Origin of the sequence: Leifsonia sp. (genome assembly GCF_051955155.1) — a bacterium.
Classification (GTDB): domain Bacteria; phylum Actinomycetota; class Actinomycetes; order Actinomycetales; family Microbacteriaceae; genus Leifsonia.
The window spans coordinates 1-26,229 of record NZ_JBQCGZ010000179.1; the positions used below are offsets into that span (position 1 = coordinate 1).

23 protein-coding genes are annotated in these 26,229 nt (G+C 72.1%); 20 read left to right on the plus strand and 3 right to left on the minus strand.

Going from position 1 to position 26,229, the window contains the following annotated elements; translation table 11 throughout:
* Positions 1-103 precede the first annotated feature (103 nt).
* The 13 genes from ACTHMF_RS19040 to ACTHMF_RS19100 are packed head-to-tail and all read left to right on the plus strand — an operon-like array spanning position 104 to position 15,262.
* The gene (locus tag ACTHMF_RS19040) at positions 104-1,057 is read left to right on the plus strand and encodes a carbohydrate ABC transporter permease (RefSeq protein WP_440319780.1); all 954 of its coding nucleotides are present in this window, start codon (positions 104-106) and stop codon (positions 1,055-1,057) included.
* Entirely contained in the window at positions 1,054-1,911 is an 858-nt protein-coding gene (locus ACTHMF_RS19045) for a carbohydrate ABC transporter permease (protein ID WP_314149244.1), read from the plus strand. Before ACTHMF_RS19040 ends, ACTHMF_RS19045 begins: the two co-directional genes overlap by 4 nt.
* Entirely contained in the window at positions 1,908-2,960 is a 1,053-nt protein-coding gene (locus tag ACTHMF_RS19050) for an NAD-dependent epimerase/dehydratase family protein (RefSeq protein WP_314149243.1), read from the plus strand. Before ACTHMF_RS19045 ends, ACTHMF_RS19050 begins: the two co-directional genes overlap by 4 nt.
* A gap of 1 nt (position 2,961) precedes the next feature.
* Positions 2,962-4,008 (plus strand): dihydrodipicolinate synthase family protein, encoded by a 1,047-nt coding sequence (locus ACTHMF_RS19055; protein WP_440319782.1) that lies wholly within the window; start codon positions 2,962-2,964, stop codon positions 4,006-4,008.
* A complete protein-coding gene (locus ACTHMF_RS19060; protein WP_440319784.1) occupies positions 4,008-5,021 on the plus strand; it encodes a hydroxyacid dehydrogenase in 1,014 nt (337 codons plus the stop codon). Before ACTHMF_RS19055 ends, ACTHMF_RS19060 begins: the two co-directional genes overlap by 1 nt.
* Before the next feature lie 8 nt (positions 5,022-5,029).
* Entirely contained in the window at positions 5,030-5,932 is a 903-nt protein-coding gene (locus ACTHMF_RS19065) for a Gfo/Idh/MocA family oxidoreductase (RefSeq protein WP_440319785.1), read from the plus strand.
* The gene (locus tag ACTHMF_RS19070; protein WP_440319787.1) at positions 5,929-6,834 is read left to right on the plus strand and encodes a GNAT family N-acetyltransferase; all 906 of its coding nucleotides are present in this window, start codon (positions 5,929-5,931) and stop codon (positions 6,832-6,834) included. Before ACTHMF_RS19065 ends, ACTHMF_RS19070 begins: the two co-directional genes overlap by 4 nt.
* A 22-nt stretch (positions 6,835-6,856) precedes the next feature.
* On the plus strand, positions 6,857-8,227 hold the full coding sequence (locus tag ACTHMF_RS19075; protein ID WP_440319789.1) for a hypothetical protein: 1,371 nt from the start codon (positions 6,857-6,859) through the stop codon (positions 8,225-8,227).
* Complete coding sequence (locus ACTHMF_RS19080; RefSeq protein WP_440319791.1) at positions 8,224-10,392, plus strand: peptidase C14; 2,169 nt, start codon at positions 8,224-8,226, stop codon at positions 10,390-10,392. The genes ACTHMF_RS19075 and ACTHMF_RS19080 overlap by 4 nt, the downstream gene beginning before the upstream one ends.
* 19 nt (positions 10,393-10,411) lie before the next feature.
* A complete protein-coding gene (locus ACTHMF_RS19085) occupies positions 10,412-12,577 on the plus strand; it encodes a peptidase C14 (RefSeq protein ID WP_440319792.1) in 2,166 nt (721 codons plus the stop codon).
* Positions 12,578-12,588: 11 nt separating this feature from the next.
* Positions 12,589-13,389, plus strand: coding sequence for an SDR family NAD(P)-dependent oxidoreductase (locus tag ACTHMF_RS19090; RefSeq protein WP_440319793.1), 801 nt, complete (start codon positions 12,589-12,591; stop codon positions 13,387-13,389).
* The gene (locus ACTHMF_RS19095) at positions 13,386-14,480 is read left to right on the plus strand and encodes an enolase C-terminal domain-like protein (protein WP_440319795.1); all 1,095 of its coding nucleotides are present in this window, start codon (positions 13,386-13,388) and stop codon (positions 14,478-14,480) included. The genes ACTHMF_RS19090 and ACTHMF_RS19095 overlap by 4 nt, the downstream gene beginning before the upstream one ends.
* Positions 14,477-15,262, plus strand: a complete 786-nt coding sequence (locus ACTHMF_RS19100; RefSeq protein ID WP_440319796.1) for an SDR family NAD(P)-dependent oxidoreductase — start codon at positions 14,477-14,479, stop codon at positions 15,260-15,262. The genes ACTHMF_RS19095 and ACTHMF_RS19100 overlap by 4 nt, the downstream gene beginning before the upstream one ends.
* Before the next feature lie 33 nt (positions 15,263-15,295).
* Here ACTHMF_RS19100 and ACTHMF_RS19105 read toward each other — a convergent pair whose 3' ends face one another.
* Complete coding sequence (locus tag ACTHMF_RS19105; RefSeq protein ID WP_440319798.1) at positions 15,296-16,177, minus strand: hypothetical protein; 882 nt, start codon at positions 16,175-16,177, stop codon at positions 15,296-15,298.
* Between the two features lie 582 nt (positions 16,178-16,759).
* On the opposite strand from ACTHMF_RS19105, the gene ACTHMF_RS19110 reads away from it, so the two are divergent.
* Together ACTHMF_RS19110 and ACTHMF_RS19115 are read left to right on the plus strand one after the other, a co-directional pair.
* Positions 16,760-17,713, plus strand: coding sequence for a peptidoglycan-binding domain-containing protein (locus ACTHMF_RS19110; RefSeq protein ID WP_440319799.1), 954 nt, complete (start codon positions 16,760-16,762; stop codon positions 17,711-17,713).
* Entirely contained in the window at positions 17,713-19,626 is a 1,914-nt protein-coding gene (locus ACTHMF_RS19115; protein WP_440319800.1) for an ABC transporter ATP-binding protein/permease, read from the plus strand. Before ACTHMF_RS19110 ends, ACTHMF_RS19115 begins: the two co-directional genes overlap by 1 nt.
* 133 nt (positions 19,627-19,759) lie before the next feature.
* On the opposite strand, the gene ACTHMF_RS19120 is transcribed toward ACTHMF_RS19115, so the two are convergent.
* Together ACTHMF_RS19120 and ACTHMF_RS19125 are read right to left on the minus strand one after the other, a co-directional pair.
* On the minus strand, positions 19,760-20,128 hold the full coding sequence (locus ACTHMF_RS19120; protein ID WP_440319802.1) for a nuclear transport factor 2 family protein: 369 nt from the start codon (positions 20,126-20,128) through the stop codon (positions 19,760-19,762).
* Between the two features lie 28 nt (positions 20,129-20,156).
* On the minus strand, positions 20,157-20,909 hold the full coding sequence (locus tag ACTHMF_RS19125; RefSeq protein ID WP_440319804.1) for an SDR family NAD(P)-dependent oxidoreductase: 753 nt from the start codon (positions 20,907-20,909) through the stop codon (positions 20,157-20,159).
* An 89-nt stretch (positions 20,910-20,998) separates the two neighbouring features.
* On the opposite strand from ACTHMF_RS19125, the gene ACTHMF_RS19130 reads away from it, so the two are divergent.
* The 5 genes from ACTHMF_RS19130 to ACTHMF_RS19150 all read left to right on the plus strand — a co-directional run bounded on the left by ACTHMF_RS19130 (position 20,999) and on the right by ACTHMF_RS19150 (position 26,153).
* On the plus strand, positions 20,999-21,985 hold the full coding sequence (locus tag ACTHMF_RS19130; RefSeq protein WP_440319805.1) for a C-terminal binding protein: 987 nt from the start codon (positions 20,999-21,001) through the stop codon (positions 21,983-21,985).
* An 18-nt stretch (positions 21,986-22,003) separates the two neighbouring features.
* Complete coding sequence (locus ACTHMF_RS19135) at positions 22,004-22,861, plus strand: fumarylacetoacetate hydrolase family protein (protein WP_440319806.1); 858 nt, start codon at positions 22,004-22,006, stop codon at positions 22,859-22,861.
* Between the two features lie 25 nt (positions 22,862-22,886).
* Positions 22,887-23,765, plus strand: a complete 879-nt coding sequence (locus tag ACTHMF_RS19140; RefSeq protein ID WP_440319808.1) for an SMP-30/gluconolactonase/LRE family protein — start codon at positions 22,887-22,889, stop codon at positions 23,763-23,765.
* A 127-nt stretch (positions 23,766-23,892) separates the two neighbouring features.
* The gene (locus ACTHMF_RS19145) at positions 23,893-24,474 is read left to right on the plus strand and encodes a PadR family transcriptional regulator (RefSeq protein WP_314148568.1); all 582 of its coding nucleotides are present in this window, start codon (positions 23,893-23,895) and stop codon (positions 24,472-24,474) included.
* A gap of 14 nt (positions 24,475-24,488) precedes the next feature.
* Positions 24,489-26,153 carry a DHA2 family efflux MFS transporter permease subunit gene (locus ACTHMF_RS19150; protein WP_440319810.1) on the plus strand — a complete coding sequence of 555 codons (1,665 nt, stop codon included), beginning with the start codon at positions 24,489-24,491 and terminating at the stop codon, positions 26,151-26,153.
* Positions 26,154-26,229: the final 76 nt, after the last annotated feature.

Here is a 26,229-nt window from a genome sequence, read left to right on the forward strand (position 1 = left end):
TGAAGGCCGCGCCCGCCGCCGCCCCGCCGATCATCATGTGCCCCCGGGGGCGGGGATGCGACCCCGCCACGCCGGCCCCCGCCGCGGTCTGGAGGGAACCCCCGTGACCACCACCCGCATCGCACCGCCGCCGCCCCCCGCAGCGGACCGGCCGGACGACGCCCGCCGGGGCGGTCGCCCGCCCGGGCTCACCAAGCGCGTCCTGGCCCGCCGCGAGGCACGCATCGGCCTGTTCTTCGTGCTGCCGGCCTTCCTGCTGTTCCTCGCCTTCCGCTTCGGCCCGGCGATCGCGGGCGTCGGCCTGAGCTTCTTCGACTACGACATCTCGGGCGAGCTCGACTGGGAGGGCCTGAAGAACTTCCAGCGGATGCTCGCCGACCCGACCTTCTGGCAGGCGCTCGGCGTCACGCTGGCGTACTCGGTGCTCGCGGTGCCGATCTCGGTTGCCCTCTCGGTGGCGATGGCGCTCGGGGTGCGCCGCGCGTTCCGCGGGAGCCGCTTCTTCCGGTCGGTGTTCTTCCTCCCGGTGATCACCTCGCTGGTGCTCGCCGGAGCGATCTTCAAGTGGATCTTCTCGACCGACGGACCCTGGTCGGCGCTGATGACGCCGCTCGGGCTCGGCGGGTCCTGGCTGAACTCGGCCGTGCTGGTCGTCCCCGCGCTCGTGGTGGTCGGCGTCTGGTCGCGGTTCGGCTACGGGATGCTCATCGTGATCGCCGCGCTGCAGGACGTGCCGCGCGAGCACGAGGAGGCGGCGCTGATGGACGGCGCGGGCGCCGGGAAGCGGTTCCGCTACATCGTGCTCCCGCACCTGAAGCCGACCCTGTTCTTCCTCGCGGTGATCGAGACGACCTCCTCGTTCCAGGTGTTCGACCTGGTCTACGTGATGACCCAGGGCGGCCCGGCGCACGCCAGCTACTCGCTCGTCTACATGCTCTACGACCAGGGCTTCAAGTACTCCGACTACGGCTACGCGGCCGCGATCGGCGTCGCCCTCTTCGTGATGACGCTCGTCGTCGCGCTCATCCAGCGCCGGCTGATCGGGAGGCAGAAATGACCACGACCGCACCCAGGGTCCGCGCGTTCCGCGCCCTCGAGCCGACCAGGACCGGGCTCGTCCTGCGCTACATCTGGCTGAGCATCGCCGCCGTCGCCTGCTTCTTCCCCTTCTACGCGATGGTGGTGCTGAGCTTGAAGCCGGGCCTCGCCGTGGACTTCCCGGCGAGCCTGCTGCCGTGGAACCTGTCCACCGCCTCGTACGAGCAGGTGCTCGGCGGCCAGAACATCCTGATGTGGCTGCTGAACACCCTCGTCTACGCGGTGGTCAGCGTCGTCGCCGTGCTGCTGCTGTCGGCGATGGCCGGCTACGCGTTCGCCAAGAAGCGGTTCCGGGGCAAGGAGACGATGTTCTGGTCGTTCCTGGCGATGGTGATGGTGCCGTTCCACGTCACGCTCATCCCGACCTTCATCGTGATGGCGAAGCTCGGCGGCGTCGACACCTACTGGGGCCTCATCCTGCCCACGCTCGCGAACGCGCAGGCCGTGTTCCTGATGCGCCAGTTCATCCAGGGCCTGCCGGACGAGCTGTTCGAGGCGGCCAGGATCGACGGCGCCGGCGAGTTCCGCATCTTCCTGACCATCGTGCTGCCGCTCTGCAAGCCGGTGCTCGCGACGCTCGGCATCTTCGTGTTCCTGTGGCACTGGAACGACTTCCTGTGGCCGCTCATCATCGGCAAAAGCTCCGACATGTGGACGCTGACCGTCGGCATCTCCTCGCTGCAGCAGCAGAACGTGCCGCTGAGCGTGATGCTCGCCGGCTCGGTCGTCGCGCTCGTGCCCATCTTCCTCGCCTACGCCGTGGCCCAGCGCTACGTGCAGGAGGGCGTCACCTCGGCCGGGATCAAGGGATGACCGGCGCACCGATCCGAAAGGCAGACATGTTCCGCTCCGAGCACGACCTCGAACAGGCGCTCACGACGCCGCGCCCCGAGCTGGTCGCCGACCTCGCGGAGGGCTCCGGCGACCTGGTCATCCTGGGCGCGGGCGGCAAGATGGGCCCGACCCTCTCGGTGCTCGCCAGGCGCGCACTGGACGAGGCCGGCCGCGGCGGCGACACCGTGTACGCGGTCTCGCGCTTCGGAGACGCGGCGATGCGCGAACGGCTCGCGGCCGAGCGCGTCGTCGCCGTCCCGTTCGACCTGCTCTCCGACGCCGACTTCGCCGAGCTGCCGGACGCGCCGTCGGTGATCTTCATGGTCGGCGCCAAGTTCGGCGCCGCGACGAACTCCTCGTGGGCGTGGGAGGTGAACGCGGCCCTCCCCGACCGCGTCGCGCGCCGCTACCGCGACAGCGCGATCGCCGCGCTCTCCACCGGCAACGTCTACCCGTTCGTCCCCGCCGCGAGCGGCGGCTCCGTCGAGTCGGACGCCCCGGCCCCGGTCGGCGAGTACGCGATGTCGTGCCTCGGCCGCGAGCGGGTGTTCGAGTTCGGCGCCGTCACGCGCGGCACCCGCGTCGCCCTGGTCCGCCTCAACTACGCGATCGACCTGCGCTACGGCGTGCTCGCCGACATCGGCTCGACCGTGCTCGCCGGCGCGCCGGTCGACCTGACCACCGGAACCGTCAACGTGGTCTGGCAGGGCTACGCGAACGAGGTCGTGCTGCGTTCGCTCGGCCACGCCAGCGACGCGGTGTTCACCCTCAACCTGACCGGTCCGGAGCAGCTCGGCGTGCGCCGGGTGGCCGAGCGCTTCGGCGAGCTGCTGGACACCGAGGTCGCGTTCGCGGGTGAGCCCGCGCCCACCGCGCTGCTGAACGACGCCGGCCGCTGCTTCGAGCTGTTCGGCTATCCGGACGTGCCGGCCGGGACCCTCATCGAGTGGCAGGCGGACTGGCTGCGCCAGGGCCTGCCGACCTCCGGCAAGCCCACCAAGTGGGCCGTGCGCGACGGGCGGTTCTGAGATGGCCCCCGTCCTCCCCGCCGACGTCGCCCGGGTGCTCCGCGACGGCGCCGTGATCCCCGCTCACCCCCTCGCCCTGGATGCGTCGCGCCGCCTCGACGAGCGCAGGCAGCGCGCGCTCACCCGCTACTACCTGGCCTCCGGGGCCGGCGGCATCGCGATCGCCGTGCACACCACGCAGTTCGAGATCCACGAGCCGGAGCGCGGGCTGCTGGAGCCGGTGCTCGCCCTGACCGCAGACGTGCTGGACGCGGAGGCCGACCGTCCCCTCGTCCGGGTCGCCGGCGTTGTCGGCGAGACCGCGCAGGCGGTCGGGGAGGCGGAGCTCGCGGCCTCGCTCGGCTACCACGCGGTGCTGCTGAGCCCGCGCGTGGCCGGGGCGACCGAGGAGTCGCTGCTGGAGCGCGCGGCCGCCGTCGGCGAGGTGCTGCCGGTGATCGGCTTCTACCTGCAGGAGGCGATCGGCGGCCCCGTGCTGTCCCGGGCGTTCTGGCGGCGCTTCGCCGACCTGCCCTCCGTGGTCGCCGTCAAGGCGGCGCCGTTCGACCGCTACCGCACCGCGGAGCTGGTCCGCGGCGTCGGCGAGTCCGACCGCGCCGACGCGGTGAGCCTCTACACCGGCAACGACGACGCGATCGTCGCCGACCTCACCGCCGTGCACCACGTCGGCGACCGCGAGCTGCGCTTCGCGGGCGGCCTGCTCGGCCAGTGGGCCGTCGGCACGCGCGCGGCGACGGGTGTGCTGGAGCTGGCCAAGCGCCACCACAGCGGCGACGCGGCCGCCTCCGCGGAGCTTTCGGCGCTCGCGGCCGACCTGACCGACCTGAACGCGGCCGTCTTCGACCCGGTGAACGGCTTCGCCGGCGTCATCGCGGGCGTGCACGAGGTGCTGCGCCAGCAGGGCCTGCTGGAGGGCGTCTGGTGCCTGGACGAGGCGGAGACGCTGTCGCCCGGCCAGGCGGAGGAGATCGAGCGGGTGCGCCTGGCTTACCCGCACCTCGGCGACGACGCCTTCATCGCCGAGCACAGGGACGAGTGGCTGCGCTGATGCCGGCTTCCCTCCTCGTCGCGGTGCCGGAGGCGCTGCGCCCGCAGTTCTTCGCCGACGGCGACGGCCTCCGGCTCGCCGCGGTCGCCGAGCGGCTCGGCGGCGACCTGCTGGTGGCGGAGTCCGTGCCGGCCGCGCTCGGCTCGGGCGACGACCTGTCGCGCGTGCGCGCGGTCGTGGTGGCGTGGGGCGTCCCGGCGTTCGACGAGGAGCTCCTGTCGCGCCTGCCCGCCCTGCGCGTGGTCGCGCACACCGGTGCGAGCGTCAAGCCGTTCGCCACCCCGGAGCTGTTCGCCCGCGACGTCCTGGTGACGCAGGCCGGAGCGGGGATGGCGCGGTCGGTCGCCGAGGTGTCGCTCGCGTTCACCCTCGCACTGCTGCACCGCATCCCGCAGTTCGACCACGCGCTGCACGCGGGCGCGGAGTGGGAGGACGCCGAGCGCGCCCCCGTGCAGCACGAACTGCTCGACGCGCCGATCGGCGTCGTCGGCGCCTCCCGCACCGGGCGCGCGTACCTGGAGCTGCTGCGCGTGCTCGGCGCGCGCCCCCTGCTCGCCGACCCGACGCTGGAGGCGGCCGAGGCCGCGGCGCTCGGCGCGCAGCTCGTCGGGCTGGACGAGCTGCTGGCCTCCTCCGGCGTCGTCGCGCTGCACGCGCCGACGCTGCCGGAGACGCACCGGATGATCGGCGCGCGCGAGCTCGCCATGCTGCGCGACGGCGCCGGGCTGGTGAACACCGCGCGGTCCTGGCTGGTGGACGAGGACGCGCTGCTCGCCGAGCTGCGCAGCGGCCGGCTGAGCGCCGCGATCGACGTCTTCGACGAGGAACCGCTGCCGGCCGGCCACCCGCTCCGGTCGCTGCCGAACGCCCTGCTCACCCCGCACAAGGCGGCGGGGACGCGGGAGGGCCGGCTGCGCCAGGGCGCGATCGTCGTGGCCGAGCTGGAGCGCTTTGCGGCCGGCGAGCCGCTGCGGCACGCGGTGACCGCCGCCGACCTGGAGCGGATGGCATGATGGCGCCGATGTTCCGCGTCGCCTTCGCCGGCGTCGCGCACAGCCACCCGTTCGCCGACGCCGCGAACCTCGCGGCCATCGGCGGCACGCCGACGGCGGTGTGGGACGCCGACGACCCCGCGCGCCGCGACGACTTCGCCGCGCGGTTCGAGACGCCCGTCGCCGCCGACCTGGACGCCCTGCTCGCCGACGCCCCCGACCTCGTCGTCGCGACGCCGCGCACCCCGCGTGCCGCCGCGGTCGCCTCCGCGTGCGCGGCGGCGGGCATCCCGGTCTTCCTCAACAAGACCGTCGCCGCCTCCTCCGACGCCGTCGCGGCCTTCGACCGGCTGGACGCCGCGGGCGCCCGGTTCTCGACCGCGTCCGTGCTGCGGTTCGCCCCGGCCGTCTCGGCCTTCGCGGAACGCGTCGACCCCGCCAGGATGCTCGCCGTCGAGGTGTCCGCCCAGCACGACATCGCCGGCTTCCTCGCGCCGGAGCGCGCGTGGCAGGACGACCCGGAGGGCGCGGGCGGCACCATCCTGAACGTCGGCCTGCACGCGTTCGAGCTGCTGGACGCGGTGATCCCCGGCGCCCGGCCGACGATCGCGGTCGGCCGGTCGGCACGCGGCGAGCTGCCGACCCGCTCGGAGACGGTCGCGATCGCGCTGGGCTCCGTGCACGGCGTCCCGCTCACCGTCGCGGTCAGCGGGGTGCCCGGCCCCGACCGCTACGCCATCCGCGTGCTCGCACCGGACGGCGCGCACGAGCTCGTGCTCGGCGACGGCGACGACCTCGGCTACACCGGCCTCGCCCGTCGGCTCGCGGACGTCGCCCGGGGCGGCGACGCGCCCGTCCCGTGGCGGCGGTCGCGCGAGAGCTACCGCGCCGCGCTGTCGTTCGCCGCCCTGACCAGAGAGGACGCCCGATGACCGCGACCGCGCCGCGCACCGCCGCCGCGGAGGACGAGGACGCCGTCGTCGCGCTCTGGGACGAGGCGTTCGGCGAGCCGGGCATGGCGCCGCTCTGGCGGCTGGACCCGGTGCACCGCTCGTGGACGCTCGTGGCGGAGGACGGCGACGGCATCACCGGCGCGCTCTACCTCGTCGACCAGCGCAGGCGCACCGCCACCGGCCGCGTCGCCCGCGTGCTCGGCATCGCCAACGTCGCCGTCGCCCAGCGGGCGCGCGGCCGCGGGATCGCGCGCGAGCTGATGGACGACGCGGTCGCCTTCGGCCGTAGGGCGGGCTACGACTGGGCGCTGCTGTTCACCGGCACCCCTGGCGTCTACGCCGGGAGCGGCTTCCTGCCGTTCCGTCAGCACCGGCGCGTGGAGGGCGTCGTCTCCGACGCCGACGCCGCCGGTCCGCTCGGCGTGCAGAGGACGCCGATCGCCTCCGCCGACCTCTCCGGGCTCGCCGCGGCCTACGACACGACGTGCGCCGACCGCCCGCTGACCGCGGTCCGCGACGACCTCGGCTGGCGCCGCGCCGCCGGCTGGTACGCCGGGGCGACGGTCTACACGCACCGCGCGGGCTACGCCGTTGCGCGGCCCGAGTCCGCCGAGGTGCTGGAGGCGGCCGGGCACCCGGACGCGCTCGCCGCGCTCGGGCACGCGGTCCGCGCCGACCTGCTCGCCGCGGGCGCCGCAACCGTGACGGCCCACCTGCCGGCCGGCGAGCCCTTCGACGCGCTGCTCGCGACCGTCGTCGCGCACGGCGACCGACCCGACGACGACACCGGGATGTTCCACCCGCTCGACTCCGGAGCGGACGCCGTCCGCGCCACCGTCGAGCATCCCCGCGCCCACCACTGGACCGGGGACTACCTGTGAACCGCACTGGAAGGGATGGGCGATGACCGCACTCGGAGCACGGCTGGCCGTGCCGCACACCGACGCGCCGCTCGGCGTGGCGAGACGCGACATCACGCCGCCGACCGGCATCAGGGCCAAGAACTGGGGGCCGGCGGACTGGGAGCGCTCGGAGGGCGCGCACCGGCCGCTCACTGTCACGGCACTGGCCGTCGGCGGCGAGGAGCCGCTCGTACTGGCCGCCGTCGACGGCACCTGGTGGCGCAGGGTCGACGACGAGTGGTCGGTGCGTTCGCGCGTGCTGGCGGAGCTGGGGCTCGCCGAGCACCAGCTGCTCATCGCCCTCTCGCACACCCACGCGGGGCCCGTCCTCTGCCGCGCCGACGCCGAGCTCGCGGGCGGCGAGCTGATCGCCGGCTACCTCGACGCGCTCGCCGAGGCCGTCGTCGCGGCGGGGCGGGAGGCGCTGGCGGCGGCGACGGCGGCCCGCACCGACTGGACCACCGGCCGCTGCGCGCTCGCCGCGGACCGCGAGCTGGACGTGGACGGCCGCGCCATCGTCGGCTTCAACCCGGACGCCCCCGCCGCGGACGACACGGTCGTGGTCGGCCGCGTGACCCGCTCCGACGGCTCGCCGCTCGCGACCATCGTCAACTACGCCTGCCACCCCACGACGCTGGCCTGGCAGAACCGGCTCGTCTCGCCGGACTACGTGGGTGCGATGCGCGAGCTGGTGGAGCGCGAGACCGGGGCGCCCGTGCTCTTCCTGCAGGGCGCGTCCGGCGAGCTCGCACCGCGCGAGCAGTACACCGGCGACCTCGGGATCGCCGACCGGCACGGCCGCGCGCTCGGGCACGCGGTGCTCGCCGCGCTCGACCTGCTGCCGGCGCCCGGCTCCGAGCTGGAGCTGAGCGGGATCGTCGAGTCCGGCGCGCCGCTCGGCCTCTGGACGCCGGCGGACCGGCCGCCGAGCACGCGCGTCGCCGCCGTCGCGGACCGCGTCGAGCTCGACCTGGCCGACCTCCCGTCGCTCGCCGAGCTGGAGGAGCGCTGGGCGGACATCGACCCGCGCAGCAGGGCGGAACGGCTCGGCCGGGCCCGCAACCTGCGCGACGGCTACATCGACGGGCCGACCGTCCGGCATCCCTTCTGGATCTGGCGGCTGGGCGACGCGGTGCTCGCCGCGCATCCCGGCGAGGCGTACTCGCCCCTGCAGACCGGCCTGCGCGCCGCGAACCCCGGCACCCCTGTCGTCGTGATGAACCTGACGAACGGTCCCGGCTTCGTGTACCTGCCGACGGACGCCGCGTACGCGCGCGGCGCCTACCAAGCCTGGCAGAGCCCGCTCGCGGCCGGCTCGCTCGCCCGGCTCGAATCCGCGATGGCCGCGACGATCCAGGAGGTTGCGCGATGACCGGCACGGGACGACAGGGGACGACCGCCCGCCGCGGGCTGCTGCTCGGCCTCGGGGCGGCGGCGCTCGGCGGCGCGGGAGCGATCGGCGCCGCGGCGCCCGCGGAGGCCACCGGGCAGAACGCCTCGGTGCGGCCGGTGCGCACGGTCGCCGACCTCGGCCGCCTGAAGGCGGGGACCGGCGAACTCGCGCTCGCCGCCGGCTACCGCGCACCGGGCGACGCCGGCATCCTGCTCTACCGCGGCGCATCGGCGACGACCGCCAAGCCGAACGGCGGAACGGTCGTGGCGGGCGCGCGCGGCACCGTCTGGGTGCTCGTCCACGACGGCACGGTCGACTTCCGTGCGTTCGGCATCACCGGGCCCGACCGCCCGGCGGACGCGGCGCTGGACGCCCTGGTCGCCGATCCCGCCGTCGTGCGCATCGAGGCGCACACCGACCTGAACTTCGTGCGGCGGCACACCTTCAGCCGCAGCGACATCGAGCTGGACTTCGGCGGCCACCTGGTGACCACCGATGGCATCGAGCCGAACAGCCACGACAACCCGTTCGGCGCCGTGCTGTTCTTCACGGGCAGGCCCACCGGCGAGACCATCGCGCACGCGCTCACCGAGGCGTGGCCCGAGCTGACCGACGCCGTCGCCGTGCCGGACGCCTCCCGCTTCCCCGTCGACAGCTGGTGGGCGGTGCAGAGCGACGAGGTCGCGGGCGGAGGCGGAGACGAGCGCGAGCTGCAGCGGTTCGTGCGCGTCACCCAGCGGATCGACGGCGGCCACATCCGCGTCGACTACCTGAACGGCTGGCCGCTCGCCGCAGGCAGGAGGCTCACCTGGCGGCGCGTGCAGCCGGTCGAGCGGGTGCGGGTGAGCAGGATGCGCTTCGTCGGCGCCGGCCCCTACGACGGGCCCACCGACGGCTCGCTGCCCGACGGCAGGGAGCTGACCGGTTCGCATCCCACCGCGTTCGAGTACGCCGTGCGCTGCGACGTCGCCGACATCCACGCGACGCACACCTGGTGGCCGGTCGTCATGCGGCGCTGGAACACCCACTTCGTCACCGAGCGCTGCTCCATCGAGAACCCGCCGACCGTCTTCTACGGCGGCGCCGGCTACCTCACCCAGCAGATCTACTGCCTGTACGGCCACGTCCGCGACTGCACGTCCTCCAACGCCCGGCACCTCAACGACTTCACGGCGAGCGCGTACTCGATGGTCGAGAACTGCCACGGCGACGGCGACGACCAAGGCGGCAACCCGTTCACGACGCACGGCCAGTACGAGCACGACCTCACCTTCATCGGCAACTCCGGCCTGATGGACATCGCCAACTCGGGCGGCCAGTGGGGGACGGCCGCCAAGCGGATCACCGTCCGCGATCACGTCTGCTCGTGGTTCGTCGCGTCCACCAAGATCACCGACCTGACGCTCGAGAACGTCCGCGTGATCGCGCGCAGCACGTTCGACCCGGCGGGCACGCTCACGATCAACGCCGACGGCGCCCAGCTGCGCGGCTGCACGGCCGACCTGTTCGCGGTCGGCCAGCGCAGCGCGCGCTCAACGCGCCCGACCGTGATCGAGGACTGCACGCTCACGCTGCCGAAGGGCCAGGTGCTCGTGCAGACGCCGGTGACCGCTCCGGTCTCGTTCGTGCGCTGCCGCATCGCCGGGATCGACGGCGCGGTCGCCAGGGGCTCCGGGCCGCTCCGCTTCGTCGACTGCGACCTGAGCGGGCCGGCGGACGGCGCGCCGTTCACCGTCGCGGCGAGCGAGCTGACGGTGCGCGGCGGGACGATCGACGGCGTCGCGCTCGTCGCCAACGCGGCGCGCGACCAGTCCGTGAGCGTCGACGGCACGCTGATCTCGACGACGCGCGGCTCGGGCGCCACGATCGCCCGCGGCGATGGCGGCAGCACGGTGGCCTGGCGGATCGCCGGGATCTCCTCGTCCGCACCGGCCGGCACCGCGCACCTCGCCATCGAGTCCGGCGTCAACCACGCCAGGGTCACCGGCTGCCGGTTCACCGGCGGCCGCCTGCGTCTTCCCGCCTCCGGCTTCGGCGGCGCGTCGACGCTCGTCTACGACGGCGGCGCCGAGCACGGCGTCGACCGCACCCTTCCCGAACCCACCGCCCGCATCATCCTCGGCGACATCGCTGTCGCCGGCTGACAGAAAGGAGCACTGCGCAATGAACCGTACCTCCCGCACCACCGTCCCCGGGGCCGAGCGCCCCGACGCCCCCCGCTCCGGCTCGCGTCGCGGCCTGATCGTCGGCCTCGGTGCCGCCGCGATCGGCGGCGTCGGCGCGCTCGGGGCCGTCGCCCCCGCGGATGCGGCCGTCGTCGCGAGCGGCGACACCTCCGGCTCCGTCAAGCGGGCCCGGCTCGTCGCCGACCTCGCGAAGATCAAAGCGGGCGACGGGGACGTCGCCGTCGCGACCGGCTACCGCAAGCCCGGCGACATCGGCGGCCTGGTCTACCGCGGCGCCCCCGGCGCCGGGCGGACCGTCAACGGCGGAACGGTCGTCACGGGCAAGAGCGGGACCGTCTGGCTGCTCCAGCACACCGGAACGGTCGACTTCCGCCAGTTCGGCGTGATGGGCCCGGACGCCCCGGCGGACGACGCGCTGGACGCGATGGTCGCCGACGGCTCCATCCACCGCATCGAGGCGCACACCGACCTCAACTTCGTCCGCCGTCACAAACTCGTCCGCTCGCACCTGGAGCTGGACTTCGGCGGCCACCTGATGACGACCGAGGGGATCGAGAACGCCGGAACGGACGACCCGTTCGCCGCCGTGATGTTCTTCCAGGGCGTGCGGAGCACGGAGACCCAGACGGTCACGCTCAGCGCGGCCATCCCCGACCTCGGCGACATCTTCGAGGTCGCCGACTCGAGCTGGTTCGCGGTCGACTCGTGGTACGCCGCCGAGGTCAACGCCCTCAGCGGCCGCTGGGAGCGCGAGCTGCAGAAGCTCGTGCAGGTCACCCAGATCGTCGACGGCACGCACGTCCGGGTGAACTACAAGAACGGCTGGCCGCTCGCCGCGGGCCGCACGATCACCTGGACGCGGGTCCAGCCGGTGCAGGACATCCGGATCGCGAACCTGGTGTTCCGCGGCAAGGGCACCGACCAGTACACCGGCTCGCACCCGATCGCCTTCGAGTACGCGGTCCGCTGCGACGTGGAGAACGTCGTCGGGTCGAAGACGTTCTGGCCGCTCATCATGCGCCGCTGGAACACGTTCTACTCCACCATCGCGTGCACGCTGTCCAACCCGACCTCAGTCACCTACGGCGGCGCCGGCTACCTGACGCAGCAGATCTACTGCCTGTACGGGTACGTCGCCAACTGCCACACCTCCAACGCCCGGCACCTCAACGACTTCACCGCGAGCGCGTACTCGATGGTCGAGAACTGCCACGGCGACGGGGACGACGAGGGCCCGTTCGTCACGCACGGCCAGTACGAGCACGACCTCACCTACACCGGCAACTCCGGGCTGATGACCTTCGCCAACTCCGGCGCCGCGTGGGGCTCCGCCGCGAAGCGGATCACGGTGCGCAAGCACATCTGCTCGTGGTTCGTCGCCCGGGTGCGGATCACCGACCTCACCCTCGAGGACGTGCGCGTGATCGGCAAGCCCAGCCTCGCCGGCTCCGGGATGCTGTGGATCAACGCCGACGGCGCTCAGCTCACCGGCTGCACCGCCGACAGCACCCTGATCATCACCCAGTCCTCCACCGCCTCCACCCGGCCGACCGTCATCCGCGACTCCTGGTTCGGCTTCGCGGCGCCCGGTGCGCTCACGAACGCCACCGTGAAAGCGCCCGTCACCTTCGAGAACACGACCCTGGAGAACGTGGGCGGGATGACGATCCTCGGCGCGGGCGAGGTGACCTTCCGCGGCTCGACGCTCACGGCGAAGGCAGGATCCGACCCGGTGCAGACCGCGTCCGCGCGCACCCGGTTCACTGCGAGCAGGCTCGACAATGTCACCGTCCAGGCGGCGGGGACGTCGGAGCAGGTTGTCGAGGTCACCGGCGGCAGCGTCGTGACCGGCTCCGGCACCGCGTTCACCCGCGCCGGCGACAAGGCGATCACCTGGCTGCTCGCCGACAGCTCCTTCGCGCGCAGCGACGGCAGCGGGACGCACCTGTCCGTCACCGGAGGCGTGAACCACTACCGCGCCACCGGCTGCCGCTTCGAGAACGGCAGGCTGGAGCTCGCGAGCGCGGCGTTCGCGAGCCCGTCGACGCTCATGCACTCCACCAATGTGGAAGCCTCGGTGAAGCGGGTCGGCTTCCCCGCCGACTCCGACCGCGTCATCACCGCCGGCACCATCACCGTCTGAAAGGCCCCCGTATGACCGCAACCGCATCCACGTCCGCCACCCCCGCGTCCGCCGCAGAGGCGCCCGTCGCCATCGTCACCGGCGGCGCCGCCGGCATCGGCTGGGAGATCGGCCGCAGGCTCGCCGCCGGCGGCTACCGCGTCGTCGCCGCCGACCTGGTGCCCGGCCTGACCGAGACCGAGCCGGTCGACGGCATCGTGCACCGCAGGCTGGACGTGACGGACCCCGGCGACGTCGCCGCCGTGTTCGACGGCGTCGTCGCCGAGTTCGGGCGGCTGGATGCGGTGGTCAACAACGCGGGCATCCAGCGGCACCGGGCCATCGAGGACCTGGCCTGGGAGGAGTGGAAGGCCGTCGTCGACGTGAACCTGCACGGCGTCTTCCTGTGCCTGCAGGCGGCGGGGCGGCACATGCTCGCCGCGGGCGGCGGGCGCATCGTCAACATCTCCTCCATCTCCTCGCGCGGCTCCGCGGGCCGGGCGCCGTACGCCTCCACCAAGGCGGCGGTGATCGGCCTGACGGCGACGGCGGGCGCGGAGTGGGCGGCGCGCGGGGTGCGGGTCAACGCGGTCGCGCCCGGCTACGTGAACACGGGCGTGTTCCGGCAGGGAGTCGCGGCCGGGACGCTGAGCGAGGAGACCATCCTCGCCCGCATCCCGGCCGGGCGCCTGGCCGAGCCGTCCGAGGTCGCGGAGACCGTGGCCTTCCTGCTCTCCGACCAGGCGAGCTACTTCAACGGCCAGACCCTGTACGTGGACGGCGGCTTCATGGTCGACTACGGCGTCCCGCTCGCCTCGGTGCCGAAGCCGTGACCGGCGGGGCTTCCCGCACGGTCCGCACGGCGACCGTCGCCCTGCCGCTGCGCGAACCGCTGCAGCTCGGCGCGATGACCGTCACCCGGCGGGAGTACGCGGCCGTGCGCGTCGAGCAGGACGGCGCGGCCGGCCTCTCCTACGCGCTCACCCGCGAGGCGCCGATGGCGGACATCGTCGAGCGCCTGATCGCCCCGCACGTGCAGGGCGGCGAGCTGGACACGGCGGCGCTGTGGGAGCGCGCGTACCGCGGCAGCGCGATCGTCGGCCGCGTCGGCCTGGTCCGGCGCGCGCTGGGGATGGTGGACATCGCTCTCTGGGACCTCCGCGCCCGCCTCGACGGCGTCCCGGTCTGGCGGCTCACCGGCGCGGACGGCTCCGCGCGTCCCGCGATGCTCGTCGCCGCGTATCCCACTCCGGGCCGCACCGTCGACAGCCTGGTCGCGGAGGTCGTCGGCCAGGCCGAGGCCGGCTGGCCGCTCGTGAAGATCTCGCGCTCGCCGGACAACGCGCTCATGCGCGACCTGCTCGCCGAGCTGGACCGCAGCCTCCCGTCCGGCACCGGGCTGGTGGTGGACGTCGGCTTCGGCTGGCGGGACGCGGACGAGGCGCTCGCGGACCTGCGCGCGTGGGACGCGCCGCGGCTGGCCTGGCTGGAGGACCCGCTGCTGCCGGAGGACGTCGCCGGCAACGCGCGCGTCCGCGCCGAGGGCGGCCAGCGGGTCGCGGTCGGCGACGAGGTCACCGACCCGGCCGTCCTGAAGGCTCTCGCCGAGGGCGGCGCCCTCGATCTGGCGCGACTCGACGTCGTCGCCCTCGGCGGGATCACCCCCGCGCTGGAGTTCCTGGCCTGGGCTCGCGAGCGCGACCTGGCCGTCTCCTGCCACATCAGCCCCGAGGTGTGCGCGCACCTGCCCGGCGTCGCGGTCGAGACGTTCGGCCGGGGACCGGAGGGCAACCCCTACGACCCGTCGCCCACGCTGGTGACCGGTGGCCCGGCCTTCGACGCCGGCCACGCGCGGCCGGGCGACGAGCCGGGGTTCGGCTTCGGCTTCGCGCCCGGTAGCGTCGACTTCGGGAGGCAGGGATGAACCGCAGCGTCGTCGTGACGGGCTCCGGCAAGGGCATCGGCCGGGGGATCGCGGAGCGGCTGACCGCCGACGGCTGGCTGGTGGTCGGCGTCGAGCGCTCGCCGTCGGACAGCGTGGAGGCCGGCGTCTGCGCCGCCGTCGTTCTCGGCGACTCGGCGGAGCGGGCGACGCACACCGCAGCCGCGGACCGCGCCCGCGCGCTGGCCCCGCTCGCCGGCTGGGTGAACAACGCCGGGATCACGCGCCGCACCCCGCTGCACGAACTGGACGAGGAGACCGTCCGCGCCGTGGTCGAGACGAACGGCCTCGGCTACCTGTGGGGCTGCTCCGCCGCCGTCTCCGCGTTCGTCGACCAGACCAGCGGCGGCTCCATCGTGAACGTCGGCTCCATCCACGGCCGCGCGAGCTTCCTCGACCACGCGGCCTACGAGTTCACCAAGGGCGGCATCGACGCGCTGAGCCGCAGCGTCGCCGTCAGCTACGGCGCCTACGGCATCCGCGCCAACACGGTCGCCCCCGGCGGCGTCCGCACCCCGCACCTGGAGGCGCAGATCGCGTCGGCGCCGGACCCCGAGGCGGAGGAGCGCGGCCTGGCCGATGGCCCGCCGCTGCGCAGGATCGCGACCGTGGACGAGGTCGCCTCGCTGGTCGCCTACCTGCTGGGCGACGAGTCCGGCTACATCAGCGGCCAGTCCATCGCCGTCGACGGCGCCTGGACCGCCGCCTTCGGCGCACCCGCGCCGGACGCCGCGCTCGACGCGCGGTACGGGGTGCGGCGCTGAGGGGCGTAGAGCGCGGAGAGGGGTCCCCGAACCTCATCCGCCCGTTGCGGGACCATGTTCCGCAATCACGGCGGCCACCTCTGCTCGATGCTTGCGGATCGCATCGTACGAGCGTTTGAGATCGTCAGCGTTGTCACGCAGAGCTTCAACCTGGTTCGACCACGTTGCGTCGTACAGCTTCTGCCGGTAACCGGTGTCGTCCTGACATTGCGCATCAGCCGTAGCGACCCGGAGCTCGTCCTGGGTGATCTTGTCCGATCCGCCGTCAGCATTCAGCCCGTACCTTTGGCTCAGTCCGGCAGACGGCATATCAAGCGGGGACGCAGGCAGATCAGAGACTCCCACGGGTCGCATGCATTCTCGCCATGCCTTCGCAGCCGCGACCACGTCGGCGTCGGTACTCGCTCGCGACATCGCATCGTTCGCATAGCTGCTCGCCGCCTGAGCGGATTGCGGGAGGAGATGAACCTGTGTGCGCGCATCCTTCAAGCATTGAGAGAAGACCGCGAACTCCGCATCGGACATTTTCGGCGACGTCGCTCTGATCTCGCGCCACTGCTGAGCGCCCGGGTCAGGATTCGGCGCGACGTGATACCCGTACTGCTGAGCAAGCTCCAGGTTGAAAAGCCGTGCTCCAGCGTCGTTGAACGACGGGCCATGAAGGGCGTCCAGGTTCAGGAACGGAACCGGAAAGGAGTAGCCGTTCTTCTCCATGCACGGGGAGATCAAGAGGTTCTCTGCATAGTCGCTGCTCAGCGCGAAGTCGGTGGTGTAGACGTACTGGTCCAAGGGCATCGTCCACGCGGCGAGGTTCTTGCTTGGCAGCGGGAGCGTGGGCTTCCGGTCGGCGGCGGATGAACACCCGGCGAGCGCAACAGCACCCAGACAGGCGATGAGGAGGCTGGCTTTTCGCATCAGCTGGTTTGCTGCACCGGAGGGTGAGTCCCGGCTAGCAGATGAACTGGCCAGACGAGAGGTCTGTTCGCTTCCCAGATCCAGCCAGGTTGGTCCATCCCGTGCCGCGCGAGGTCGTCACCGCCAGTGAGCCGTAACCCGCGTGGATGTGGAGGCCAGCCGCAGAGGCAAGGTCTCAGACGCATGTTGTTCCCCACTGATATCAGTAGTCGATCACTTCCCGTAAACCATGGAAGAATATTAGATGACTGACGTTTCTGCAAGGCTGAGGTTGCCGCTGGATCCGCGTGAGCCCGATCTGCAGGTGAGGGGAAGATGGGAAGTAGTGCTGTGCGTAAGCGACTCGTTCTCGGCTTAGCTGCGGGAGCTCTCGCCTGTGGTCTTCTGGCCGCAGGATGGTTTGTCGCAGACGTCTTTCAGTCCCCCGCTCAACGAGAAGCGGCGGCGAAACCCCCCACCCCCACAGCCGTTACGGCACGCGTTGTTCACGAAGGACTAGCGAAGACGATTTCCGCCCGCGCCACAGTGACGCGTGAGTCCGTACACGTTCACAGCGTTCCTCCGCGAGGCGACTCGTCGGTCGTGACCAGGACGCCGGTCGCCGTTGGAGCGCCGATTGCTGCGGGCGCGACGGTACTCGAGGTCGACGGGCGGCCACTCTTCGCTCTTCCCGGCGCATTCGCCTTCTACCGGGATCTCTCCCTCGGCATGAACGGCCCGGACGTCTCTCAATTGCAGGCTGGGCTGCGCGCTGCCGGCCTGGACGTAAGTGTCGACGGTTCCTTCGGGGCGTCGACCGAGCGAGCCGTTCGTCTCCTGTACGAGAGGAACGGCTACGCAGCGCCAGCGGGAACGACGCAGGGACCATCCGCGACGTCGCCGACCAGTTCTGGTCATTTTCCTGAGAGCACGAGCGGTGCCGGGCCGAGTAGTACGCCGACGACGACAGAAGCCCTGGTGTTTTCGCGGCACGACTTCATGATCGTCGCCAGCCTTCCGGCGTTTGCTCAGGCGGTGCCACAGGTCGGCGCTCGTGTGACAGGCGAGACGACACTCACCGTCGAGGACGGTGCCGCGGTCGCAATCGCAGAAGTCGCGGCTTCGGCCGCGAGTCAACTGGCTGAGGGAACACCGGTCAGAATCGATCACGGGGGCACATCGCTACCGGGAACGGTGGCAACGATCTCTCAGGACACGGCTTCTCCCACGCAGGGCGGAGATACCAAGAACGCTGCGGCCGCAGACGTGTTGGTGAAGATCGTGAGCTCACAGGACGCACCATTCGATCCCGCGTGGTTGCACGACGACGTTCTGGCCGAGTTCACGGTGAAGGTCATCGCGGACTCGGCACTCATCGTGCCCTCGCGAGCCGTCAGCGCATCGGCCGACGGGACGTCGCGGGTCCTCAAGCGACAGGGCGACGGTTCGTTCACGGAGGTGCGGGTGCAGGAGACCGGCTCGCTGGACGGGCGTTCAGCCGTTGCTCCACTGAGACCGGGGGAATTGCAGTCAGGCGACCTGGTGAAGGTCGGCTGATGCCCACCCTGCGGCTTGCGAAGGTGCGGAGGACCGTTCGAGCGGGTGGTCGCGAAGTCACGATCCTCCGCGGCATCGACCTCACGATCAACGATGGCGATTTCCTCGCGATCGAGGGACCGTCGGGCGGCGGCAAATCGACCCTTCTCAACGTCATCGGCGCCCTCGATCGGCCCACTTCCGGTGACTACTCGATTGGCCCTGCCGAGGTCGGAGAGCTCTCCGAACGGAAGTTGGCCGAACTGCGCTCCACCACTTTCTCGTTCGTCTTCCAGAACTTCCATCTGCTGGAACGGCGGCCGGCGATCGACAGCGTGGAGCTCGGCCTCGTGTACAGGGCAGTGAACAAGAAGGTCCGCCGCCGGCTCGCACTCGACGCTCTGAAAGAGCTCGGCATCGAAGCTCTGGCGAACACCCCGAGCACCCTTCTCTCGGGCGGCGAGCGCCAACGCGTCGCTGTGGCGCGCGCGCTCGCAAGCAGAACACCCATTGTCATCGCCGACGAGCCGACAGGAAACCTCGACGCCGCCAGTAGCGCAGCGGTCGTAGACATGCTCAAACGAACTCATGCGCGAGGACGAATCGTCGTACTCGTCACACACTCGCCCGAGGTGGCCAGCTCCGGCACGAGGCGCGTGACGCTTCGGGACGGCGTTCTTGTCGATGCCACACCCGATACGGGTCGCCCACCCCCGAAACCCGCAGAGCGAGTGGATACGACACCCGCCGAAGAGGTGGACGGGCGCCCGTCTCGACTGCGGTTTCGTGATGTGCTCAGTGACGCCTGGGCAAACCTCCTCTCCAGGCCCGGGCGGGTGGCCGGGCTGGTCGCCGCGGTCGCCGTTGGCGTCGGGCTCACCGTGGGGACTGCTGGAATCGCTTCGTCGGCCCGCTCGCAAGTCACCGCTCGCTTTGATCAGCACACAAGCCGGGATGTCACGGTCGAGTGGTCGCCCGGTGGCCGTGATTCGTTCACTCCGGATGTCCAGGGCTCGATCCCTGAGCGACTCGGTGAGATCGCGGGCGTGGAAAGCGCTGCCGTGCTCGAACGCCATGGAGAATCCAGCTTCCGCGCGGGCAGCGCCCGCCCGCCGCTGGCGATCGATGCCTTCAGCGGCACACCGCACGTGACGCGAGCAGGACGCATGACGATCGAGTGGAGTCCGGGGCGCAAGCACATTGTGCAGTCCGGCGAGGTCCTCGTCGGACAAACACTCGCAAACCGTTCGCTTCTCAGCGGCGTGAGTTCGGAACCGATTGTCTTCATCGACGAGGTACCGTTCGGCGTGGCTGGGCTCATCGTCGACTCGCCACGGCAACCAGAGCTTCTCGGCGGGATTCTGATGTCCCGTTCGGACGCATCGGAGGCGTCGCCGCCCTCGAAGTCCTCAGCGCTGATTCTGACGCAACCGGGAGCAGGCCGGCAGGTTGCACGTCAGGCGCCCCTCGTCATCAACCCGTATGCTCCGGACTCACTGACCGTCTCGGCCCCGTCCGACCCTCGGACTCTTCGAAGTGAGATCGAATCGGACGTGCAGGCCATACTGTTCGGGTTCACCGGTCTCGCCCTCCTGGCAGCCATCGCCGGCTTGGCCAACGCGATGGTTCTCGCGGTCATAGAACGAAAGCAGGAGTTCGGCCTGCGGCGCGCGATCGGCGCACGCCGCCTCCACATCGTCTCCCTCGTCGTCGCCGAATCGATGTCGATCGGCGTGGTTGGCGGCATCGTCGGCCTCGTCCTCGGATACGGCGGGATCCTTGTCGTGACGATCGCGCAACGCTGGCAACCCGTCCTCGACCCCGTCTTGGCGCCGGTCGCGGTCATCGGCGGCGTAGCCGTCGGCACCATTGGCGGAATCCTCGCCGCAGCGCGCGCCGCGCGCATCCAACCGAGCGATGCTCTCCGCTACTGAGGCCGAGGTGACAAACCGGCAGCACCGAGAGTGGAGGCGCGGCTGCCTACGCTCCCGCCCGGTGGACGCACGCTCAGTCGTCCAGCCGCGCCGAGTCGGAGCCGGATGGTGCGTTCACCGGTCCGGACCAGGGCTACCCCTTCAGCATCGACGCCCGCCGGATGACCCCGTCGCGCACGTCGAACGTCGCGATCGTCTCGGTGGCGACGCCGTCGCGGATGACCGACTCGCGCGCGACCACCCAGCGGTCCCCGAACAGCGTGGTCGCGTCGATCTCGCAGCGCAGGTCCGGGTGCGTCAGGCGCTCTCCGTAGAACGCGCGCAGCGCATCCCTGCCGACGATCGGCTCCGCGGCGACGCCGACCACGACCGCGTCCTCCGCGTAGGTGGCGACGAACGCCTCGAGGTCGTGCGCGTTGAAGGCGGCGACCTGCGCCGAGACGGTCTCGAGCGCCGACAGGGCGGGGATGGCGGTCGCGGTGGATGCGGTGGGCGTGCTCATGCGTTTCCTCTCGAAGCGGGATGGGTGCTCAGTCGATCCGCACGCCGCCGTTGACGTCGTACGTGGCGCCGGTCACGAAGCCGGCCTGCCCGGAGGCGAGCGTGGCGATGATCCACGCCACGTCCTCCGGCGTGCCGAACCGGCCGAGCGGGATGGACGCCTCCAGCGCCGCCCTGCCGTCGTCGCTGAGCTGGTCGGTGATCGCGCTCGTGACCGGGCCCGGCGTCACCGCGTTCACCCGGATCCGCTCGGCCGCGAGGTGCCGCGCGAAGCTGCGGGTGAGCGCGAGCAGGGCGCCCTTGCTCGCCGCGTAGTGCATCCCGGTCTGCAGCGCGCCCACCTGGCCGGCGATCGAGGACAGGTTGACGATGCTGCGGTCGCCGTCGGCCGCGCGCAGCAGGGGGAGCGCGGAGCGGGTGAGCACGAACGTCCCGCGCACGTTGGTCTCCATCACGGCGTCCCACTCGTCGAGCTCGATGTCGTCGAAGTGGCGGTAGGGGCAGACGCCGCCGTTGTTGACGAGCACGTGCAGCTCGCCCCAGGCGTCGGCGATCTCCGCGACCAGCGCCTCGATGGACGCGGTGTCGCGCAGGTCGAGCCTGCTCACGCGCACGTCGGGGGAGCCCGCCGCCTCGCACTCGGCCGCGATGCGCCGCACCGCAGCGTCGCCGCTCGTGTAGGTGACCCACACGGCGTGGCCCTCGCCCGCGAGGCGGACGGCGGTGGCGGATCCGATGCCGGAGCTGGCGCCGGTGATGAGGCTTCGTCGCGCTGAGGTCATGGCAAAACGCTATAGCATCTGCCGTCGGATTGCAGCGCGACCGCCCGATGGCGTTGGCGCGAAAACGCTAGATGCTATAGCGTTTTCCCATGACTTCCGATGACCTCGTGGTGATCACGGACAGCGATCTGCCCGGCACTGCTGCCGAGGACGCGCTGGCCGCCGCCGGTTTCCGCGTCCACCACGCCGCCTCCCGTTCCGCCGACGACATCGCGGAGGCCGCCGCCGGCGCCTCCGCGCTGATCGTGCAGTGGGCGCCGATCACCGGCGACCTGCTCGACCGGCTGCCCGGCGTGCGCATGATCAGCCGCCTCGGCATCGGCTACGACATGATCGACGTGGACGCCGCCACCGAGCGCGGCGTGCTGGTCGCCAACACGCCCGCCTACTGCCTGGACGAGGTCGCCACCCACACGCTGGCCATGATCCTGAGCCTCGGCCGCAGCCTCCAGCACTACGACCGGGCGGTGCGCGCCGGCCGGTGGTCGGCGGTGGACGCCCGGCCGCTCGCCGTCCGCCCCGCCGCGACCACCGTGGTCGTCGTCGGCTACGGCCGCATCGGCTCGCTCGTGGCCCGGCGCTGCGCCGCGCTCGGCTTCCACGTCGTCGTGAGCGACCCGGTGGTGCCGGACGAGCGCATCCTCGCCGACGGCCTGGAGCCGGCGCCCCTGGAGGCCGCCCTCCCGCGCGCCGACGTCCTCACGCTGCACGCGCCCCTGACCGCGCAGACCCACCACCTGGTGGATGCCGGCGCGCTCGCCGCGCTGAAGCCCGGCGCGGTCGTGGTCAACACCTGCCGCGGGCCGCTCGTGGACGAGGCAGCGCTCGCCGCCGCCCTCGCCTCCGGCCGGCTCGGCGGAGCCGCCATCGACGTGTTCGAGGACGAGCCGCTGCCCGCCGACAGCCCGCTGCGCGCGCTGGACTCGGTGCTGCTCACCCCGCACGCCGCCTGGTACTCGCCGCAGGCGCTCGCCGACCTGCCCGCGCACGCCGCCGCCAACATCGTCGACCTGTGGGCCGGTCGTCCTGTGCCCGCGCTGGTCAACGCCGACGCCGTCGCCGCCCGCACCCGCTGAGCCGAGAGGACCGATCGCATGCGCTTCCTGAGACTGGGAGAGCCGGGAGCCGAGCGTCCCTACGTCCGCGCCCACGGCGTGCTGCACGAGCTGGCCCCGATCGCCGCCGACATCGACCCGGCGTTCTTCGCCTCGGACGGGATCGAGCGCACCAGGCGCGCCATCGCCGCCGGTGCGCTGCCCGTCGCGGACGCGGCCGCGGAGTCCCTGCGCATCGGCCCGCCGGTCGTGCGTCCCGCGGCCGTGATCTGCATCGGCCAGAACTACGCCGCGCACGCCGCGGAGTCGGGATCGGCGCCGCCGGAGCATCCCATCCTGTTCTTCAAGCACCCCAACACGCTCGTCGGGCCACACGACGACATCCTGCTCCCGCCGGGCGCCGAGCGCGTCGACTGGGAGGTCGAGCTCGCGGTGGTCATCGGCCGCCGCGCCCGCTACCTCGCGAACGACGAGGAGGCCGCCGCCTGCATCGCCGGCTTCGCGGTCTCCGACGACGTCTCGGAGCGCGCCTACCAGCTGGACGTCTCCGGCGGCCAGTGGTCGAAGGGCAAATGCGCAGAGACGTTCAACCCGTTCGGCCCCGAGCTGGTCACGCCCGACGAGGTGGAGCACGGCGCGCTGCGCCTCGCCTCCTGGGTGAACGGCGAGCCGCGCCAGGACTCCTCGACCGCCGACATGATCTTCGGGGTCGAGGCGCTGATCCGCGACCTCAGCCAGTACATGGTGCTGGAGCCCGGGGACATCGTGAACACCGGGACGCCGCAGGGCGTCGCGCTCTCCGGCCGCTTCCCGTACCTCGCCGACGGCGACACCGTGCGCGTCGCCATCGAGGGACTCGGCGAGCAGCGCTCGTCGGTCCGGCGGGCCACGGCCTGAGCCGCGGCCCGGGCAGACTGGGGCCATGACCGAGCACCGCGCGCGACGCGCCACCGCCGAGACCTTCTCACTCGGCGAGGGTCCGCTGTGGGATGCCGCGCGCGGGATGCTGCACTGGGTGGACATCACGGCCGGCGCGGTGCTCAGCGGCGAGCTGGACGCGGACGGCGCGATCCGCCCGACCGCGCGCTCGGAGTTCGGCGAGACCGTGGGCGCGGTGGCGCTCGCGGACGACGGCGGCCTGGTCGTGGCCGGCGCCCGCCGGCTCTGGTCCGTCGGCGCGGACGGCGGACGCGAGCTCGGACCCGTCCTCCTCCCGGACGACGTCCCCGCCCGCACCAACGACGCCGCCGTCGGCCCGGACGGCGCGCTGCTCGTCGGCACTCACGCGCTCGACGACGACGCCCGTCCCCAGCGTCTGCTGCGCGTCTCCGCCGGAGTCGTGACCGTGCTGGACGACGACCTGCTGCTCTCGAACGGCATCGCCTGGTCGCCCGACGGCGGCACGCTGTACTCGATCGACACCCTCGCCCGGACCGTCTGGGCACGCGACTACGACCCGGCCACCGGCGCGACCGGCCCTCGCCGCGTGCACCTCGCGACCGACGGGCTGCCCGACGGCGCGACCGTAGATGCGGAGGGCGGCCTCTGGGTCGCGTTCTGGGGCGCAGGCGAGGTCCGCCGCTTCGCGCCCGACGGCCGGCGCACCGACGCGGTCGCGGTCCCCGCCCCGAACGCGTCCAGCGTCTGCTTCGCCGGCCCCGGCCTCGACACCCTCGTCATCACCACGGCCCGCGAGGGCCTCTCCGCCGCCGCGCTCGCCGCACACCCCGCCTCCGGCGCCCTCTTCACCGCCCGCGTCGGCCGCCGCGGCCTCCCCGGACCCCGCTACCGCTCCGCCTGACCGGCCCTCCTCCTGTCCTTGACACGCCGATTACTCCGCGCGTACTATTCCACATGGAATAATCAGTGCGGGGCATACCTCGCGTTCCCCTTCCACGAAACCGAAACCGAAACCACGACCTGGACCCATGCCGACGACACCCACCCTCACCCCGCTCGCCGTGGCCGCGCTCGCGCTGCTCGCGGAGGGGCCGACGCATCCGTACGAGATGTACCAGACCCTGGTGCAGCGCTCCGAGGACCGCCTGGTGAAGGTGCGGCCGGGCTCCCTGTACCACACGGTCGACCGCCTGGCCCGGCAGGGCCTGGTCCGCGCGACCGGCACCGAGCGCGAGGGCAACCGGCCCGAGCGCACCACCTACGAGATCACGGACCAGGGCAGCCAGGCCCTCGGCGAGCGCGTGGCCGACATCATCGGCACCCCGGTCAACGAGTACCCCGAGTTCCCGCTGGGGCTTGGCGAGTCGCACAACCTGCCTGTGGACACAGTGATCGCCCTGCTGCGCCGCCGCGTCGAGCTCATCCGAGCCGACATCGGGGTGCTCGACCACGCGATCGCCACCGTCAAGGGCAAGAACCTGCCCGCGAAGTACTGGGTCGACGTGCGCTATCTGCGCGCGATGGCGGAGGCCGACGCGGCCACGCTCGACGACCTCATCGATGACCTCGTCTCGGGAGCCATCTCCTGGGACGAGGAGAAGCACGCCTGACAAGAAAGACACTCATGGAACGTCAACTGAAGCCCTGGCCGGCCCTCTGGGCACTGGTCATCGGGTTCTTCATGATCCTCATCGACACGACCATCGTGTCGGTGGCCAACCCGTCCATCATGAAGGGACTCGACCTCGGGACCGACTACACCGCGGTCATCTGGGTCACGAGCGCCTACCTGCTCTCCTACGCCGTGCCGCTGCTGATCACCGGTCGCCTCGGCGACCGGTTCGGCCCCAAGAACATCTACCTCATCGGCCTCGTCATCTTCACTCTGGCCTCGGCCTGGTGCGGATTCTCCGGCGTGATGCCGGGCGGCGGCATCGGGATGCTGATCACGGCCCGAGTCGTCCAAGGGCTGGGCGCCGCCCTGATGACGCCACAGACGATGGCCGTCATCACCCGCATCTTCCCGCCCGATCGTCGCGGCGCGGCCATGGGTCTCTGGGGCGCCGTCGCCGGTGTCGCCACGCTCATCGGCCCGCTGCTCGGCGGCATCCTCGTGGACGCGCTCGGCTGGGAGTGGATCTTCTTCATCAACGTGCCCGTCGGCATCGTCGCGTTCGTCCTGGCGATGCGGCTCGTGCCGAAGCTGCCGACCCACTCGCACAGCTTCGACATCCTCGGCGTCATCCTCTCGGCCGTCGGCATGTTCCTGCTCGTCTTCGGCATCCAGGAGGGCGGCACCTACGACTGGGGCGTCATCTGGGGGCCGATCTCGGTGTGGGGCCTCATCATCGCCGGAGTCGTGGTGCTCGCCGCGTTCGTCGTCTGGCAGGCGGTGAACACGAAGGAGCCGCTGCTGCCGCTCAACCTGTTCCGAGACCGCAACTTCTCCCTCTCGAACGGCGCGATCACCACGGTCGGCTTCGCCGTGACCTGCATGGCCCTGCCGCTGGTGTTCTACTTCCAGACCGTGCGCGGCCTCACCCCCACCGAGTCCGCCCTGATGCTCGCCCCGACGGCCATCTTCTCGGGTGTGCTCGCCCCGATCATGGGCAAGCTGATCGACAGGATCAACCCGAAGTTCGTCGCCACCCCCGGCCTGCTGCTGTTCGCCTTCGCGCTTTTCCTGTACTCGCGGATGCTGACGCCGGACGTGAGCATCTGGCTGCTGCTCATCCCGAGCGCCCTGATGGGGATCGCGATGTCGGGCGTCTGGGGCCCGATCTCGACGACCGTCACCCGCAACCTGCCGATGAACCAGGCGGGCGCAGGCTCCGGCGTCTTCAACACCACGCGCCAGATCGGCGCCGTGCTGGGCAGCGCATCCATCTCGGCTCTCATCACCGGTCGCCTCGCGGCCGACCTGCCGAAGGCTCCGGGCGGCGCCCCGGTCACCGAGGCGAGCTCGGGCACCGAGCTGCCGCAGTTCCTGCACGCCGGCTTCACCCAGGCGATGTCGGAGGCGCTGCTGCTGCCGGCCGCGGTCGCCCTGATCGGAGCCCTGATCGTGGTCTGGTGGGCGAAGCCGAAGCCGCCCGCGTGGGGTCCGGGCGCCGCCGGTGCGGCCGCCCCCGCCGCAGCCGCCCCCGCCGAGACGGTCACCGCCGCCCACGGCGCGCACGCCGCAGCCGCCCCCGTGGATGCCGTCCAGCACGGCGCCCACGCGGCCGAGGCCCCTGCGTCCGACGGCGACGAGCACCACGGCATCCACGCCGCGCCCGTCACCGACTGACCCGCACACCAGAAAGGGAGGAGCCCGGACGCCGATAGCGCCCGGGCTCCTCCCTTTCCCGCATCCACCCGGCGCG